This window comes from Clostridium celatum DSM 1785 (assembly GCF_000320405.1).
Lineage (GTDB): Bacteria > Bacillota > Clostridia > Clostridiales > Clostridiaceae > Clostridium > Clostridium celatum.
In genome coordinates, this window is the sequence record NZ_KB291617.1 from 16,533 (window position 1) to 31,093 (window position 14,561).

The window sequence follows — 14,561 nt, forward strand, 5'->3', positions numbered from 1 at the left end:
TTATTTTTGTTATCCACATTACTTTCTCATGTAATGTACTCCTCCCCAATTTACATTTTCACTTACTTCAGCTATCTCTGGTAAATTTACTCCATCTAAAGCCCATTTTTTATATTCCTTATATCCAACTCTATCAACTATATACCCAATATGCTCTTTTCCATAAGGTGCATCTGGGCTTATATATTCTCTAACAAACTTATATGTATTTTCTATAATTTTTAATACAGTATCTTCATCTGCCCACTTTATAAAATCTTCTGCAATTCTTGGGTTTGTTTTTCCTGTTCTCCCCATAATAACAACTCTAAAATATTTTTTAGGACTCCTACTCCATGCATTATTAGGGCAAGCTAAGACGCACTCTCCACATCCAATACACTTACTTGGATCTCTAACAACCTTATAATTCTTAGCACTTAATGCTGTAGTTGATACTTGCTTACATTTCTTTACACAAGCTCCACAAGATATACATCTATAAGAATCATAAACAGGCAAACACATTCCGATTATACCTATATCATGCATTCTAGCTTTTATACAATCATTTGGACATCCTGTTGCTGCTATTTTTACATGCAAATCATCTGGATATACCATATCTTCTATTTTTCTTGCTAATTCAGTTGTATTATATTGAGCTTTTGGACAAATATTATTTCCAATGCAAGAAGTTATATTTCTCGTACCTGCTGAAGGATATCCATTGCCCTTATGATTTTGATTAGTCCCCATATTATCAATAATAGGTTGAAGTGCATCATTTACCTCATTCATACGCTCCATTGGAATACCTAATACTTCAAATCCTTGTCTTGTTGTAATATGAACTCTTCCATCTCCATATTTATCAGCAAGATCTGCAACTAATTTTAATGTATCTGTACGAATTGAACCTCCTGGAATTCTAATTCTTACTGCTGTCATATATTTATTTTTAGTTATTCTAAAGGCATTTTTCATTGTCTTTCTTGTATTCAAATCATGTATAAGAGCCATAACCTACCCCTCCTAATCATATAAAGTCTTTCCAAAAGCATAATTAAATACTGGGCCATCAGTACATATATAAGTTGTATTCATTCTACAATGGCCACATTTTCCTAGTCCACAACACATTTTTCTTTCATAAGAAACCCAAATATTATAATCTTCTATACCAATCTTTTGGAATTCAATTATTGAAAATTTCATCATCATTGGAGGTCCAACAATTACTACAGAAACATTATTTTTATCACTTATATTAAGATCTGGTATGTATTTAGTTACAAGGCCAACCTTCCCTTTATATTCCTCATCCCCTTTATCAACTGTTAATATTACATTAAATTTACTCTTCCATTTTTCTATATCTTCTTTAAATAAAATATCATCAGGAGATCTAAATCCACATATTAATGTTACTCCTCTACACTTATCTATATTTGCATAAAAATACTCTAAAATTCCTCTAACAGGTGCTAATCCACTTCCCCCTGATACAATTATTATTTCTTTATCCACATAATTTTTTATTTCAAATCCATTTCCATATGGTCCTCTTAACCTTATAATATCTCCTATATTCAATTTAAATATTTCTTCTGTAACCTTTCCAACTTCTCTAATTGTAAAATCTAAATATTCATCACTAAATCCTGATACTGATATTGGAGACTCTCCATATTTAGGCATAGAAATCTCAAAGAATTGTCCCGGATTTATTTCATCACATTTTCTATTCACCCTGAAAGTCCATTCCTTTGGAGTATGTTTGATAATATCTAAAATTTTTACTTCATAAGGAATATATTCATTTTCCATCTTTTACCCCTCCTTTTGCTTACTTTTAACAAATTGAGTTACTTTATTCATAGCAGTTGATATTGATATATATTGAGGACATACATCATCACATCTTCCACATCCTATACACATTTGTGGTCCAAACCTTTCTCCATAATCATACATCTTATGCATGGTCCTATATCTCATTCTATCGCCATTTCTTACTCTAACATCATGACCTCCAGCCATTAAAGAAAATCCTGGAATTTGACATGATGCACCTACTCTTCTTCTTTCTCCGCATTTAGTATTATCTTGGCTTACTATATCTTGCATTGTATAGCAAGAGCATGTTGGACAAGAAAGATTGCATCTTCCACAAGCTATACATCTATAATCATATTCTCTCCAAAGTTCTGCTTCTGCTACCTCTAATGGATTTAATTTTTCTGGTAATGTTACTGTAACATCATTAGAAGATACAAATTCAATATTAAAATCTGCTTTCTCTCCAATAAATATATCTTTAAATTCTTCATCTTTTATATCTATATAAACATAACCTTTATCTACCTTAACCCCTAGTGAATAATCTTCTGTTTTATTTGTTCCAAAACTTACACAAAAACAATTTCTAAAACTCTTTGAACAACCTATTAAAACTATCTTAACCTTATCCCTAAGTCTCTTATAATAGTAGTCTGGCTCTTTTCCATTTTTTAAATATACATTATCTATACGATGTAAGCCATGAATATCACATGAACGCATAAATACCAACATTTTTCTTTCATCTATTGATGGAATTTTATATTCATCTTCATTGTAATAAAATAAAGTTTCTGTAACTGGCATAACTACTTCTTTAGCTGTAAAATGTGACTTACGATCAAATTCAATTTCCTTAATACTTTTTACTTCTTCATATCTAATTACATCAGTATCTGAATATTGTCCTGCATAGGGTATAGATACTGGCGCAATTACTTTATATCTATCACTTATATTTTTTATTATGTCATCAAATTCTTGTACAGTAATTTTAATCTTCATTAATTATCACCTCTCTTTTTTCATGACTTTATCTTTTGTAAAATTATTCTTTTATATTCATTTATTCCTTTTACTTATATTTTCTAAATAAAAAAGAGTAAATTAAAGTCTTATTTCTAATATTAAAACTCTAACTTACTCTATCTTCATATAGCTCAAAATATATTATTATTTATAATTTTATATCAGTACATTTAAAAATCTTTCTATTTCTTTTTCATCTAGATAAACATCACCTATCATTCCATGAATTCTATAATATTCTATATAGTCATGAAAATCAGAACCTGCTGTATAAATTATTCCTCTCTCATTAGCAAAATTAATGAAATATTTAGTATCCTCTTCTGTATTTTTAAAATACTTTGCTTCTATTCCATCAAAATTTAAGTTAAGTATTTTATATAAATCTCTATTACATAAAAGTACTGGATGTGCTAAAACAACTGTTGCACCAAAAAATCTTAATATATCAATGCCTGTTTTAACACATATTTTATTTTTGTAGCCACAAAAATCAATTGCTCCATCGAATATATTTCTAATATCACTTATCCTTTTATGCTTAACTTTAAAAAGAACTTCCCTTAGCAACTCATTTTTATAACTATCATCCTTAAAATATCCTAATATATGGACTCTACACTCATTATACTTAGTCGATAATTCAACTCCTGGAATAACTCTTATTCCCACTTTCATTCCTTCCTCTATAGCCTCATCTACTCCATCTGTATTATTATGATCTGTTATAGAAATTATATCTACTTCTCTTTGCTTGGCTAAGTGAACTATTTCACCTGGCGATAATCCACCATCAGAAAAAGTTGAATGTATATGAAAATCTCCCCTTTTATACATTTTTTCTTACCTTAAATTTATTATACACTTCAATATATTAATATTTTTATAATATTGTTTATAAAAATATTAATATATTGAAATATAAAAAAAGCAATCCAAAAGGATTGCTTTATGTAAAACAAATTTTTTTGCTTTAAACTATTTGTTTAATTGAGCTTTTGCAGTTTCTACTAAGTTTGCAAATGCCTTTGGATCGTTGATAGCTATTTCAGATAACATCTTTCTGTTCATGTCGATTCCAGCTAACTTGATTCCGTTCATGAATTTTGAGTATGAAAGACCATTCATTCTTGTAGCAGCGTTAATTCTTGCTATCCATAATCTTCTGAAATCTCTCTTCTTTAATCTTCTTCCAACGTATGCATTTCTTAAAGCTCTGATTACAGATTCGTTAGCAGTTCTGAATAATCTGCTCTTCCCACCGTAGTAACCTTTTGCAAGCTTTAAAACTTTTTTATGATTCTTACGAGCATTTACCGCTCTCTTAACTCTTGCCATTTTGTATTCCTCCTAAGTCCTCTATATTATAGGTATGGTAATAATTTCTTCATTGCTTTTTCTTGAGTAGTTGAAACGTAAGCAGCTTTTCTTAAGTTTCTCTTTCTCTTAGCACTTTTCTTTGTTAAGATATGGCTCTTGAAAGCTTTAGCTCTCTTTAACTTTCCAGTACCAGTCTTTTTAAATCTTTTAGCTGCACCTCTGTGCGTTTTCATTTTTGGCATGATAATATTCTCCTCTCTGGTTATGCTTTTTTAGGGGCTAATACCATTGTCATGTTTCTTCCTTCTTGTTTTGCTGGCTTTTCAACCATGCAAACATCCTCAAGCTTTGAAACAAAGTTTTCTAAGATTTTTAATCCTAGATGACCTAATGTTGCTTCTCTACCTTTGAATCTAACAGTGACTTTTACTTTATCCCCATCTAATAAGAACTTTCTAGCATTCTTAGCTTTAATTGCAATGTCATTTTCTTCAATAGTTAAACTACATCTGATTTCTTTAATGACAGTAACTTTTTGCTTTTTCTTAGCTTCTTTTTCCTTTTTAGATTGCTCGTAAATGTATTTGCCTAAATCCATTATTTTACATACTGGTGGCACCGCAGTTGGAGAAATCATTACTAAATCTAATTCCTTCTCTTCTGCTATTTGTAGAGCTTCATTTCTAGAGATTACTCCTAATTGACTACCATCTGCGTCAATTACTCTTAATTCTCTTTCTCTAATACTTTCATTACAAGTAAAGTTTTTACTGATAACATTCACCTCCGATAAAATCTATCAAGAAAAATATATAAATAAAAGGGCAGCAAATTATGCCGCCCTCGTATTATTAAAAAAATCTAGACATACTTCTAGATAAAATTTCAATAAGTTCATTACCTTACTAAGCTTAGCCGTAAGGCGAGAAACGGCTGTTTCTTCTTGACAAAGATTATTATAGCATCGTATCAACATATTGTCAAACACTTTAATATTAGTATTTATTCACAAATACTAATTTCTCTTTTAACGCTACCTTTAATCATATAACACTTATCTAATATTTTAAAACCTGCTTTAATTATTAAATCATCCATATCTTCACAAGTAATTATAATTAATCTTTTGGATATGGCTCTTGCTTTATTAATTATATCAACTTGCTCTTTTAAAGTCACTGGAGAAAATAAACCATAAGGAATATCTATTATGGCAACATCGAAGATATTTTTTATATTATGCATATCTCCACTAGTTATTATATCCCTATTATACCCAAAATACTCAATATTATTTCTAGCATTACAAGCTATAGGTTTACTTATTTCATATCCTTTAATATCCACTCCCAGATCAAGTGCTTCTATAACAACAGTTCCAACACCACAACATGGATCAACAACTTTAAGCTTTCTTTTATTATCTCCAACTGCAATATTAACTAAAGCTCTAGCCATTCTTAACGTAACTGCATTAGAATAAGAATGTGGCTTATCATTATGCTTTTGCCACCTAAAATCATTCTTTACAAATTCTCCAAATATCCATTTATCTTTTACCTTAGTTATAGCTAAATTAATCTTTGGATTATGTATATCTGGAAATCCTGTTATAACAAACCCTATTTCTCGCACTGCCTTAAGACGCTCTTCATAAGATACATCATTATCTTCACTCTTTACATAATTAACTTTAAAATCATCATAGGATATTTTATTTTCTTTGATATTATTAATTATTTTCTCTAATGTATCTTCTATGTATATTATACGAATCTTGGATTTTATAAACGGACTTCTAGATGGATTAAAATCCTTACTTGAGAATAAATATTTTTCATTAGGAACTACTCCAAAGATACTCTTCATTTCCATATTGCATAATTCATTTTCCATATCCGAACAATTTATAAAATAAAAATATTTTCCTAGGGGATTTTCATAATCACTAATTATTTTTTTATTATTAATTTTAAACACCCCCTTATAATAATATTATTCTTATAAATTTAATTAGCAATATAAGTTCTTAATGCAAGTTATATCATTATTTTTCAGCTCTAGCTGATAAACAATACTCTTCAATTGAATCTGCAACTACCTTTGCATATGCCACTGCATGAACCACAGTATTCGCACCTGTTACAACATCTCCAGAAGCAAATACACCTTTTCTTGTTGTATGCCCTTTTTCATCAGTAAGTAATAATCCCCATTTGTTAGTTTCAAGTCCTGTAGTATTTGCTACTATATTCTTTCTTGGTGACTGACTTACTGCAATAATTATTGAGTCACATTCAAACACACCCTCAGTTCCCTCTAAAGTAACTGTATTAACTCTTCCATCTTCAGTGATCTCATTTTTAGTTTCAATATATTTAACACCATCTTCTGTTAACTCTATTGGTGCTTTAAATAATTCAAACTTAATTCCATCTTCTTTTGCTTCTTCTAATTCAAACTTTGTGCAAGGCATATTTTCAAATCCTTTTCTATAAAGTATATAAACTTCCTCTGCACCATTTCTTTTAGCAACTCTTGCTGCATCCATTGCAACATTTCCAGCGCCTATTACAGCAACTTTTTTGCCTAATTTATAAACATTTGGTGATTTTAAGTAGTCGATGGCATAATGTACATTTCCTAAAGATTCTCCTTTAATATTTAAAGTCTTAGGATTCCATACACCTGTACCGATAAATACAGCCTTATACCCATCAAAGAATAATTTATCTAATGTGATAACAGGTCCAATTAAAGTATTTGGTCTTATTTTAACACCTAACCCTATTAATATTTCTTCATATCTATCTATAATTGAATTCGGTAGTCTATATTCTGGAATACCATATCTAAGAACTCCACCAATCTTTTCATGGGCATCAAAAAGAGTAACCTTATATCCTCTTCTTGCTAAGATAATAGATAGAGTTATTCCTGCTGGACCAGCTCCAATTATAGCAATACTTTCATCTTTCTTTTCTATATCTTCGAATTTTAAGTTATATAAATATTCATTAGAAATATATTCCTCAATTTCACAAAAACTAACTGGCTCACTTTTTATTCCTCTTATACAATTTCCCTTACATTGATCTTCATGAGGACAAACTATAGCACATACTGATGATAACGGATTATTATCAAATAAAACTTTTCCTGCTTCCATTATTTTATTTTCTTTAAACATTTGTATGACTTCTGGAATTTCAGTACTTATAGGACAATTATTTTTACATCTTGGATTTTTACATAATAAACATCTATCTGCTTCTAATAATAATTTTTTCATCTGTACACCTCAAAATAAATAATTATTTAAATATTTCTAAAACATAGTTCTTAAAGTCTTCAAAAGTTCCTTTTTCACTTGTTGTCCCCTTATTAATCTTCTTATTTGTAAAATTAAATTCAACTTTTCCATAACTAAACATTGGGCTTAATATCATAATACAATCTTCATTTATACTAAAAATAGCCTTATTTATCATAGCAATTTTACATAATTCTAATAATGATACTTCATCAGCTAATTCTTTTTGGCTAATTTTATTTATTATAAAATTAAACAGCTTAAACCCACCATCTAAAGATATCATACTATCATTTTCAATATAAAAAACTTTATCTGTATTATAAAAGTATTTCATTTTTCCAAAGGATATAGTTCTAAACTCCTTATTAATCTCTAATCCACTTAAACAATATGCTTTTATGTTTTCTTCTACACTTTCCCAAGAATCACTCTTTGCACCAGCATTATTCTTTACCTCTTGTTTAAACTTAATAAAAGAATTTTCTATATCTTTATCATTATATATTACAGTTTCATTAATATATACATTAAACTCTCCATTTTCATATGTTAGCATTATTTTATTACTCATAATAGCCTCCTTTTTATAATAATAAATATTATAACATATTAATTATTAATATAATTCAAATTTACGTATAAAAAATAGTGTGTAATTATATTAAATATTAGCAATTTAATCTTAATTACACACCTTAATATATTTTTATTTTACTAATTTAGCTGTATCTCTTGCAATCATTAACTCTTCATTAGTTGGTATCACATACACCTTAACTTTTGAATCTTCATTGGATATTTCTTGTATTTCTCCTCTAATACTGTTCTTTTCATCATTTATAGTAAATCCAAAGAATTCTAATCCTTTTAATATTTCTTTTCTTGTTATCGATGAATTTTCTCCAATTCCAGCTGTAAATACTATAGCATCTACTCCCCCCATTGCTCCTGCATAAGCAGCAATTTGAGTTCTTACTTTATAGTAGAATATTTCTAAAGCAAGTGTAGCTCTCTTATTTCCTTCTTCACTTGCAGCTAAAACATCTCTAAAGTCTGATGACACTCCTGAAATACCCAAAACTCCAGATTTCTTATTTAATAATTCATCCACTTGCTCAATTGTATAACCATGTTGTTCAACTAAAAAACTAATAACTGAAGGGTCAATACTTCCTGATCTAGTTCCCATCATAACCCCTGCAAGTGGTGTGAATCCCATAGATGTATCTACAGATTTACCATTTTTAACAGCGGCTAATGAACATCCATTACCTAAGTGACAAGTAATTATCTTTAAATCTTTAATATCTTTATTCATTACTTCTGCAAGTTTATAAGATACATATTTATGTGAAGTTCCATGGAAACCATACTTTCTCACTCCATACTTTTCATATAATTCATATGGTAATGGACAAATATACGCATGCTTAGGCATTGTTTGATGGAATGCTGTATCAAATACTGCAACCATAGGAGTGTTTGGCATTAGTTCCATACAAGCTTCTATTCCAATAACATTTGGCGGATTATGAAGAGGCGCAAGAACTATACAATCTTTAATTGATTGTAATACATTTTCATCTATTAATATTGAATCTGAATACTTTTCTCCTCCATGAACAACTCTATGTCCAACAGCTGAAATTTCATCCATCGACTTAATAACACCATGGTTTGGATCAACTAATGCATCTAAAACTAATTTTATTGCATCCTTATGATTCTTTATATCTTCATTTATAACGTACTTTTCTTTACCCTCAACTTTTTGAGTCAATAAAGATCCTTCTATTCCTATTCTTTCAACTAATCCTTGAACTAAGCTTTTTTCAGTGCTCATATCTATTAATTGATATTTTAAAGATGAGCTACCACAGTTAATTACTAAAGTCTTCAAAATTTCTCAACTCCTCTTAATATTTATTATATATTTATATAATATCACTATTTTTCTAAAATACCTTAAAAGATTCATTATTCTATTTTATCTGAAAACTCTATAAATTATATAAATTTATAAATAAAAAACTTATATAAAATCTCTTTAAATTTAGTATCCATTTTTAAAGTAATCTTATACAAGTTTTACTATTTAATATTTTAACTTTTATTTAACTTTAAATATTTAATTTCATTATAATAAGGTTGTAGTTCTTTTATATTAGCTAGAATTCCTTCATATTCTGGGTAATCATTAATTATTCTTTTTATGCATCTAATACAAAAATCTTTTCTTTTAATATAATTCCTCTTCATAGAATCCTTATATCCCCAAGTATGAGTAAAGATTTTTTGCTTATTTCCAAACAAATCCTCTAAACTCATTATTTCTTTAATTGGTATATCCATTTTATTTGCACACATAGATAATAATCTTTGCTCTGCGAAAACCATATTAACTATTCTATCTTTTCCACCAATTAAATTTTCCATAAAATCTATTGCACATTTTGTATAATACTCTTTAAATTTTTCATCTGCTATATATGTAAATGCAGTATTACTAGGTAGTACACTCCAATCCCAATCTTTATCAAATATATAGCCATCTTTCATCTCAAAAAAATATTTATCAGGATACACTTCATTAGTGATTTTCTCTTTATGAATTGTACATATCTTCTGATTTTTTAAAATTTCTTCAATAGACTCCCATACAATAAAATCTGTATCTATCATAACGCAAGGTTCTTTTTGCGTTTTTAATGCATATATTTTCCCAGCAGCCCAAAACAAACTCCTATCAATATCATCTTTTATATTATTTAAGGATAAATCAATACCTAAATCCCATATTGAATCAATACCTAGGTTTTTATAGTATTCAGCTCCTACTTCATCAGTAATCATCCTTATAGCACCATTTTTTTCTCTCCATTTTAATGCTGAAATAATAGGAGTTAAAATTTCAAAATCTTCAATATAATATTCATTATGTGAATTCAATTCAAAAAATGGTGCTGTCCAATTAGAGTGAAATGCTTCTATCATTATATTTTTCCTTCCCTAGATAAATACTTTTTAAATAATATTTAATCCATATCCTCCAAATCCTGAAGTTGATTGACTCGATAAATTTATATTTTGTTCCTCTTCACTAAATTTTCTCTTCATAATTTCTAAAAACTCTGAAGCATAAGAAGTGCTATTTTCAACCTCATTAATCTTTCCATCAAAGTTTTTTTCCCACCCTAAACTTTTCTTCATCCCTTTCTCCTTTTCAAAAAAAATATTATAGCTAGTGGAAATACATTTATTTCCACACACTATAATATATTATATCTCTATTCGTTTAATAAGTCACGTATTACTCTTGTTGCATCCATATAAGAAGCAATAGATTTATCGTGGTTTAACTTATTTATTATTTTAGATACTAATTCTGACATGTCAACAGCTCTATACCAACTAGCATCTCTTAATGAATCTGGTATATATGTTAAATTAGTTGAATATACTCTTTTTATTATTCCATCTTCATGGAATTTATTAAACTTTTCAAGTCCTTCTGTAAAGAATCCAAAAGTTGTTGCTACATATACATTTTTAACATTTCTTTTCTTTAATTCTGTAGCTATATCTAAAACAGATTCACCAGATGCAATCATATCATCAACTATTAGTACATCTCTTCCTGCTACATCCCTACCCATATATTCATGTTGTACTATTGGATTTTTACCATTAACTATTGTAGAATGATCTCTTCTCTTATAGAATAATCCAACATCAACACCTAATACACTTGAATAATAGATAGCTCTATCCATAGCTCCAGTATCTGGACTTATAACAATAAGTTTGTCTTTATTTAATTCTAAATCTTCTTCTGTTTTAACAAGTGCCTTTACTATATCATATGTAGGATAGAAATTTTCAAATGATAATAATGGAATTGCATTTTGTACATTTGGATCATGAACATCAAATGTAAGTACTTCATTTACACCTAATCTTTCTAGCTCTTGAAGTGCTAATGCGCAATCTAAAGATTCTCTTCCCTTGCGTCTATGTTGTCTTGACTCATATAGTAATGGCATTATTACTGTTATCTTTGCAGCTTTACCTCTTATTGCTGAAACTGTTCTTTTTATATCTTGGAAATGTTCATCTGGACCTTTATGATTTACAAAACCAAACATTTTATATGTACAGCTATAATTTCCTATATCGCATAGTATATAAATGTCTTTTCCTCTAACACTCTCAGAAATTTTAACTTTTCCTTCACCATTTGAAAATCTTATTTCATCAATTGGTATAAGGTATGAATCATTAGTATTTCTTTTTTCTTGTATAAGCTTATCAATAGCATTCCCTAATTCTTTACAACTTTCTAATGCTATTATTCCTAATTCATGATTTAATTCAGCCATCAATTCTTCCCCTTTACATTAAATTATAAAAAAGCTCTAAACAATAATAGTATATACTATTACCACAAAATAATAAACACTATTTATTAATTATTATATTTTAATATTGATTGTTTAGATATTTTTTTATGCTATCATATTAATTAAATCACATTTTACTTTAGAAAGGAATAATTTATGAACGATTATTATTATGAAAAATTATTTAATATAAAAACTACAGGTGAACAGCAAGGTTTTTATGAGTCGCACCATTATAATAGATATGAAGCAACATCTTACACTGCTCTAGAAACTCTTTTTAAAGAATATCCCATAAAAAATACCGATACTATAGTTGATTTTGGTTGTGGCAAAGGTAGGCTTGCTTTTTATGCTAATTACTTTTTTGGTTCTACCGTTACTGGTATTGAAATGAATTCTAACTATTTTGATACTTGTATAAATAATAAAAAAACATATTCTAAAAATTCTAATAAGAATAAAGATAAAATAAACTTTATAAACATATTTGCAGAAGAATATAAAATTTCAAATTTTGATAATAAATTTTATTTCTTTAATCCATTTTCATTACAAATATTTATAAAAGTATTAAATAACATTTTAATTTCAATAGAAAATAATCCAAGAAGTATTGATTTAATTTTATATTATCCATCTGATGAATATATTGATTACTTGGATAACTACACAGCTTTTGTATTAAAAGACGAAATCACAATTTCCAATTTTTTTAAATTCGATAATAGACAAAAATTTTTAATATATACTTTTACATACTAAACAAAAAACAATGTTCTAAAACTCAACTTAGTTATTTAAGGCATACTATAAAAATAAAATAGAGAATAGCTACTTCTTATATAAAGCTGCTACTCTCTATTTTACTTTACACTTACTATAAATCTTATCAATTTCAATAGTTAAGTTAATAACTCAGTTCATCTTTTCTTTATTTTATTGCTCTTATATCATTTATTAATGCATTATCAGAATGAGTAGATAATATTTCTATAAATTTATCTACAAGTTCAGGGTCAAACTGTAATCCCTTACACCTTTTAAGCTCTTCTAATGCTTCATCATAACTTTTTCTTATATTATAAGGTCTACTAGATGTCATTGCATCAAAACTATCTGCAATAGTTAAAATTCTAGAAAGATAAGGTATTTCTTCTCCTTTTAAATTATACGGATACCCCTTTCCATCATATCGTTCGTGATGATGCAAAATTAATGGTATTACTTTTTCCAAACTTTTTACAGGTTTAATTATCTCAACACCATTTTCAGGATGTTGTTTAAGTTCATTCCACTCTTCATCCGTTAATTTTCCTTTTTTGTTTAGTATTTCTTTACTGATATTTATTTTACCTATATCATGTAAATATGCCCCATAAACCAAATTATTTTTATCTTCAATATCTAATCCTAGTCCCTCGGCTATAATTCTACTATAAATAACCACTCTCTCAACATGCCCATATGTATACCTATCTTTAGCATTTATTACACTAATTAAAGTTTTTATAGATGTTACAAGCTCTAGATCCTTTTCATCTATATTTTCTTTAATATCATCTAAAATAGATGTATATGTTTAACCCTATTTTTTTTAAAGAATTTAGCTCTATATAATGCATCATCGGCATTTTTTATAAGCTCTATATCACTATTAGATTTTTCAGGATAAATTGACACTCCAATTGATGAAGTTATTTTACCATTAGGCTGATTTTCCTCGCCTTCAAAATATGTTTCTTCTATATTATTTCTTATTTTTTCTGCAATTAGAACTGCTGTTGCTTCATTAGTATTAGGTAAAATTACTGCGAACTCTTCTCCCCCATATCTAGCAACAATGTCATTAGTTCTTATGCAACCTTTAATAACCTCTCCTACTTTTTTTAATACATAGTCCCCTTTTTGATGTCCATACAAATCATTATAATGCTTAAAATAATCTATATCTATAAATATTAATGACACAAACCCACCATTTTTATTAACATCACTAATACTTTTTCTTAATATTTCATGAAAATATCTATGATTATATAACTCAGTTAGCCCATCAACATTTGCTATATTTTCCAATTTTTTAATGTGCTCACTTTCGATTTTAACATAAAAACCTAAAGGCCATGCCGTTAAAATGAATATTCCAGCTAAAATCAAGTCTGATTCAAAATAATTATTAACAATCATATTTGGAGCACTAAGAATGTCTATAGATAGTATTGTACAAGATGAAATTGTAGCTACTATAAGTCCTTGCTTCATTCCTGATTGTATTGTTGTAGTTATAATTATAAATAGAAATACAAACTTATATTTGCTTTCATGCGATCCACTAAGTAATATAATTCCAACAAATAAAATCATAAATAAACATGCTTCAATAATGTTTAAAATATTACTATACTTATTTTTAATTTTATTCTTCATTATAAATGACCATACAAAGTAAATAGAAACTAAAACTATTAATGGAATAAAAAAAGCTATCATAGCATAATAACTTTCAAGAGTTAAAATATTATGTTGTTGTACTCCTAATACATCATTATATAAAATTATTCCAACTAAAAAAAGCGAAGCTAATTTTACTACAGAAACTATTTCTTCTATCTGCTTTTGTTTGTGATTTTTTTCCTTAGTCATTTTAAATCCCTCTTATTAATAAGGGACTA

15 protein-coding genes and 1 pseudogene are annotated in these 14,561 nt (G+C 27.9%); 1 reads left to right on the forward strand and 15 read right to left on the reverse strand.

The window, feature by feature from the left end; all coding sequences use genetic code 11:
• Nucleotides 1-18 precede the first annotated feature (18 nt).
• The 14 genes from asrC to HMPREF0216_RS03865 all read right to left on the reverse strand — a co-directional run bounded on the left by asrC (nt 19) and on the right by HMPREF0216_RS03865 (nt 11,865).
• Nucleotides 19-1,002 carry a sulfite reductase subunit C gene (gene asrC / locus HMPREF0216_RS03800; protein ID WP_005211338.1) on the reverse strand — a complete coding sequence of 328 codons (984 nt, stop codon included), beginning with the start codon at nt 1,000-1,002 and terminating at the stop codon, nt 19-21.
• Nucleotides 1,003-1,014: 12 nt separating this feature from the next.
• Nucleotides 1,015-1,809, reverse strand: coding sequence for an anaerobic sulfite reductase subunit AsrB (gene asrB, locus HMPREF0216_RS03805; protein WP_005211339.1), 795 nt, complete (start codon nt 1,807-1,809; stop codon nt 1,015-1,017).
• Nucleotides 1,810-1,812: 3 nt separating this feature from the next.
• A complete protein-coding gene (gene asrA, locus HMPREF0216_RS03810; protein ID WP_005211340.1) occupies nt 1,813-2,826 on the reverse strand; it encodes an anaerobic sulfite reductase subunit AsrA in 1,014 nt (337 codons plus the stop codon).
• A gap of 180 nt (nt 2,827-3,006) precedes the next feature.
• Nucleotides 3,007-3,687, reverse strand: coding sequence for a PHP domain-containing protein (locus HMPREF0216_RS03815; protein WP_005211342.1), 681 nt, complete (start codon nt 3,685-3,687; stop codon nt 3,007-3,009).
• A gap of 141 nt (nt 3,688-3,828) precedes the next feature.
• Entirely contained in the window at nt 3,829-4,188 is a 360-nt protein-coding gene (rplT, locus tag HMPREF0216_RS03820; protein WP_005211350.1) for a 50S ribosomal protein L20, read from the reverse strand.
• A 26-nt stretch (nt 4,189-4,214) separates the two neighbouring features.
• On the reverse strand, nt 4,215-4,412 hold the full coding sequence (rpmI, locus tag HMPREF0216_RS03825) for a 50S ribosomal protein L35 (RefSeq protein ID WP_005211352.1): 198 nt from the start codon (nt 4,410-4,412) through the stop codon (nt 4,215-4,217).
• 20 nt (nt 4,413-4,432) lie between these two features.
• Complete coding sequence (infC, locus tag HMPREF0216_RS03830) at nt 4,433-4,954, reverse strand: translation initiation factor IF-3 (RefSeq protein ID WP_005211354.1); 522 nt, start codon at nt 4,952-4,954, stop codon at nt 4,433-4,435.
• A gap of 218 nt (nt 4,955-5,172) precedes the next feature.
• Nucleotides 5,173-6,150: a TRM11 family SAM-dependent methyltransferase gene (locus HMPREF0216_RS03835; protein WP_005211356.1), complete on the reverse strand. Its 978-nt coding sequence runs from the start codon at nt 6,148-6,150 to the stop codon at nt 5,173-5,175.
• A gap of 67 nt (nt 6,151-6,217) precedes the next feature.
• Entirely contained in the window at nt 6,218-7,462 is a 1,245-nt protein-coding gene (locus HMPREF0216_RS03840; protein ID WP_005211358.1) for an NAD(P)-dependent oxidoreductase, read from the reverse strand.
• A gap of 22 nt (nt 7,463-7,484) precedes the next feature.
• Nucleotides 7,485-8,057, reverse strand: coding sequence for a hypothetical protein (locus HMPREF0216_RS03845; protein WP_005211365.1), 573 nt, complete (start codon nt 8,055-8,057; stop codon nt 7,485-7,487).
• 135 nt (nt 8,058-8,192) lie between these two features.
• On the reverse strand, nt 8,193-9,386 hold the full coding sequence (locus tag HMPREF0216_RS03850; protein WP_040418792.1) for an acetate kinase: 1,194 nt from the start codon (nt 9,384-9,386) through the stop codon (nt 8,193-8,195).
• A 203-nt stretch (nt 9,387-9,589) separates the two neighbouring features.
• On the reverse strand, nt 9,590-10,480 hold the full coding sequence (locus tag HMPREF0216_RS03855; RefSeq protein ID WP_005211369.1) for a DUF6734 family protein: 891 nt from the start codon (nt 10,478-10,480) through the stop codon (nt 9,590-9,592).
• A gap of 30 nt (nt 10,481-10,510) precedes the next feature.
• Nucleotides 10,511-10,696 (reverse strand): hypothetical protein, encoded by a 186-nt coding sequence (locus HMPREF0216_RS03860; RefSeq protein WP_040418794.1) that lies wholly within the window; start codon nt 10,694-10,696, stop codon nt 10,511-10,513.
• Between the two features lie 77 nt (nt 10,697-10,773).
• A complete protein-coding gene (locus HMPREF0216_RS03865) occupies nt 10,774-11,865 on the reverse strand; it encodes a ribose-phosphate pyrophosphokinase (RefSeq protein WP_005211372.1) in 1,092 nt (363 codons plus the stop codon).
• Between the two features lie 177 nt (nt 11,866-12,042).
• Between HMPREF0216_RS03865 and HMPREF0216_RS03870 the strand changes: the two genes are divergently transcribed.
• Nucleotides 12,043-12,651, forward strand: a complete 609-nt coding sequence (locus HMPREF0216_RS03870) for a class I SAM-dependent methyltransferase (protein WP_005211375.1) — start codon at nt 12,043-12,045, stop codon at nt 12,649-12,651.
• 169 nt (nt 12,652-12,820) lie between these two features.
• Here HMPREF0216_RS03870 and HMPREF0216_RS03875 read toward each other — a convergent pair.
• Nucleotides 12,821-14,532 (reverse strand): annotated as a pseudogene (locus HMPREF0216_RS03875) (bifunctional diguanylate cyclase/phosphohydrolase).
• Nucleotides 14,533-14,561: the final 29 nt, after the last annotated feature.

Coding starts and splice junctions, on each gene's coding strand:
- asrC (WP_005211338.1), bottom strand. CDS start 1,002: ATGGCTCTTATACATGATTTGAATACAAGAAAGACAATGAAAAATGCC.
- asrB (WP_005211339.1), bottom strand. CDS start 1,809: ATGGAAAATGAATATATTCCTTATGAAGTAAAAATTTTAGATATTATC.
- asrA (WP_005211340.1), bottom strand. CDS start 2,826: ATGAAGATTAAAATTACTGTACAAGAATTTGATGACATAATAAAAAAT.
- HMPREF0216_RS03815 (WP_005211342.1), bottom strand. CDS start 3,687: ATGTATAAAAGGGGAGATTTTCATATACATTCAACTTTTTCTGATGGT.
- rplT (WP_005211350.1), bottom strand. CDS start 4,188: ATGGCAAGAGTTAAGAGAGCGGTAAATGCTCGTAAGAATCATAAAAAA.
- rpmI (WP_005211352.1), bottom strand. CDS start 4,412: ATGCCAAAAATGAAAACGCACAGAGGTGCAGCTAAAAGATTTAAAAAG.
- HMPREF0216_RS03840 (WP_005211358.1), bottom strand. CDS start 7,462: ATGAAAAAATTATTATTAGAAGCAGATAGATGTTTATTATGTAAAAAT.
- HMPREF0216_RS03845 (WP_005211365.1), bottom strand. CDS start 8,057: ATGAGTAATAAAATAATGCTAACATATGAAAATGGAGAGTTTAATGTA.
- HMPREF0216_RS03855 (WP_005211369.1), bottom strand. CDS start 10,480: ATGATAGAAGCATTTCACTCTAATTGGACAGCACCATTTTTTGAATTG.
- HMPREF0216_RS03860 (WP_040418794.1), bottom strand. CDS start 10,696: ATGAAGAAAAGTTTAGGGTGGGAAAAAAACTTTGATGGAAAGATTAAT.
- HMPREF0216_RS03865 (WP_005211372.1), bottom strand. CDS start 11,865: ATGGCTGAATTAAATCATGAATTAGGAATAATAGCATTAGAAAGTTGT.
- HMPREF0216_RS03870 (WP_005211375.1), top strand. CDS start 12,043: ATGAACGATTATTATTATGAAAAATTATTTAATATAAAAACTACAGGT.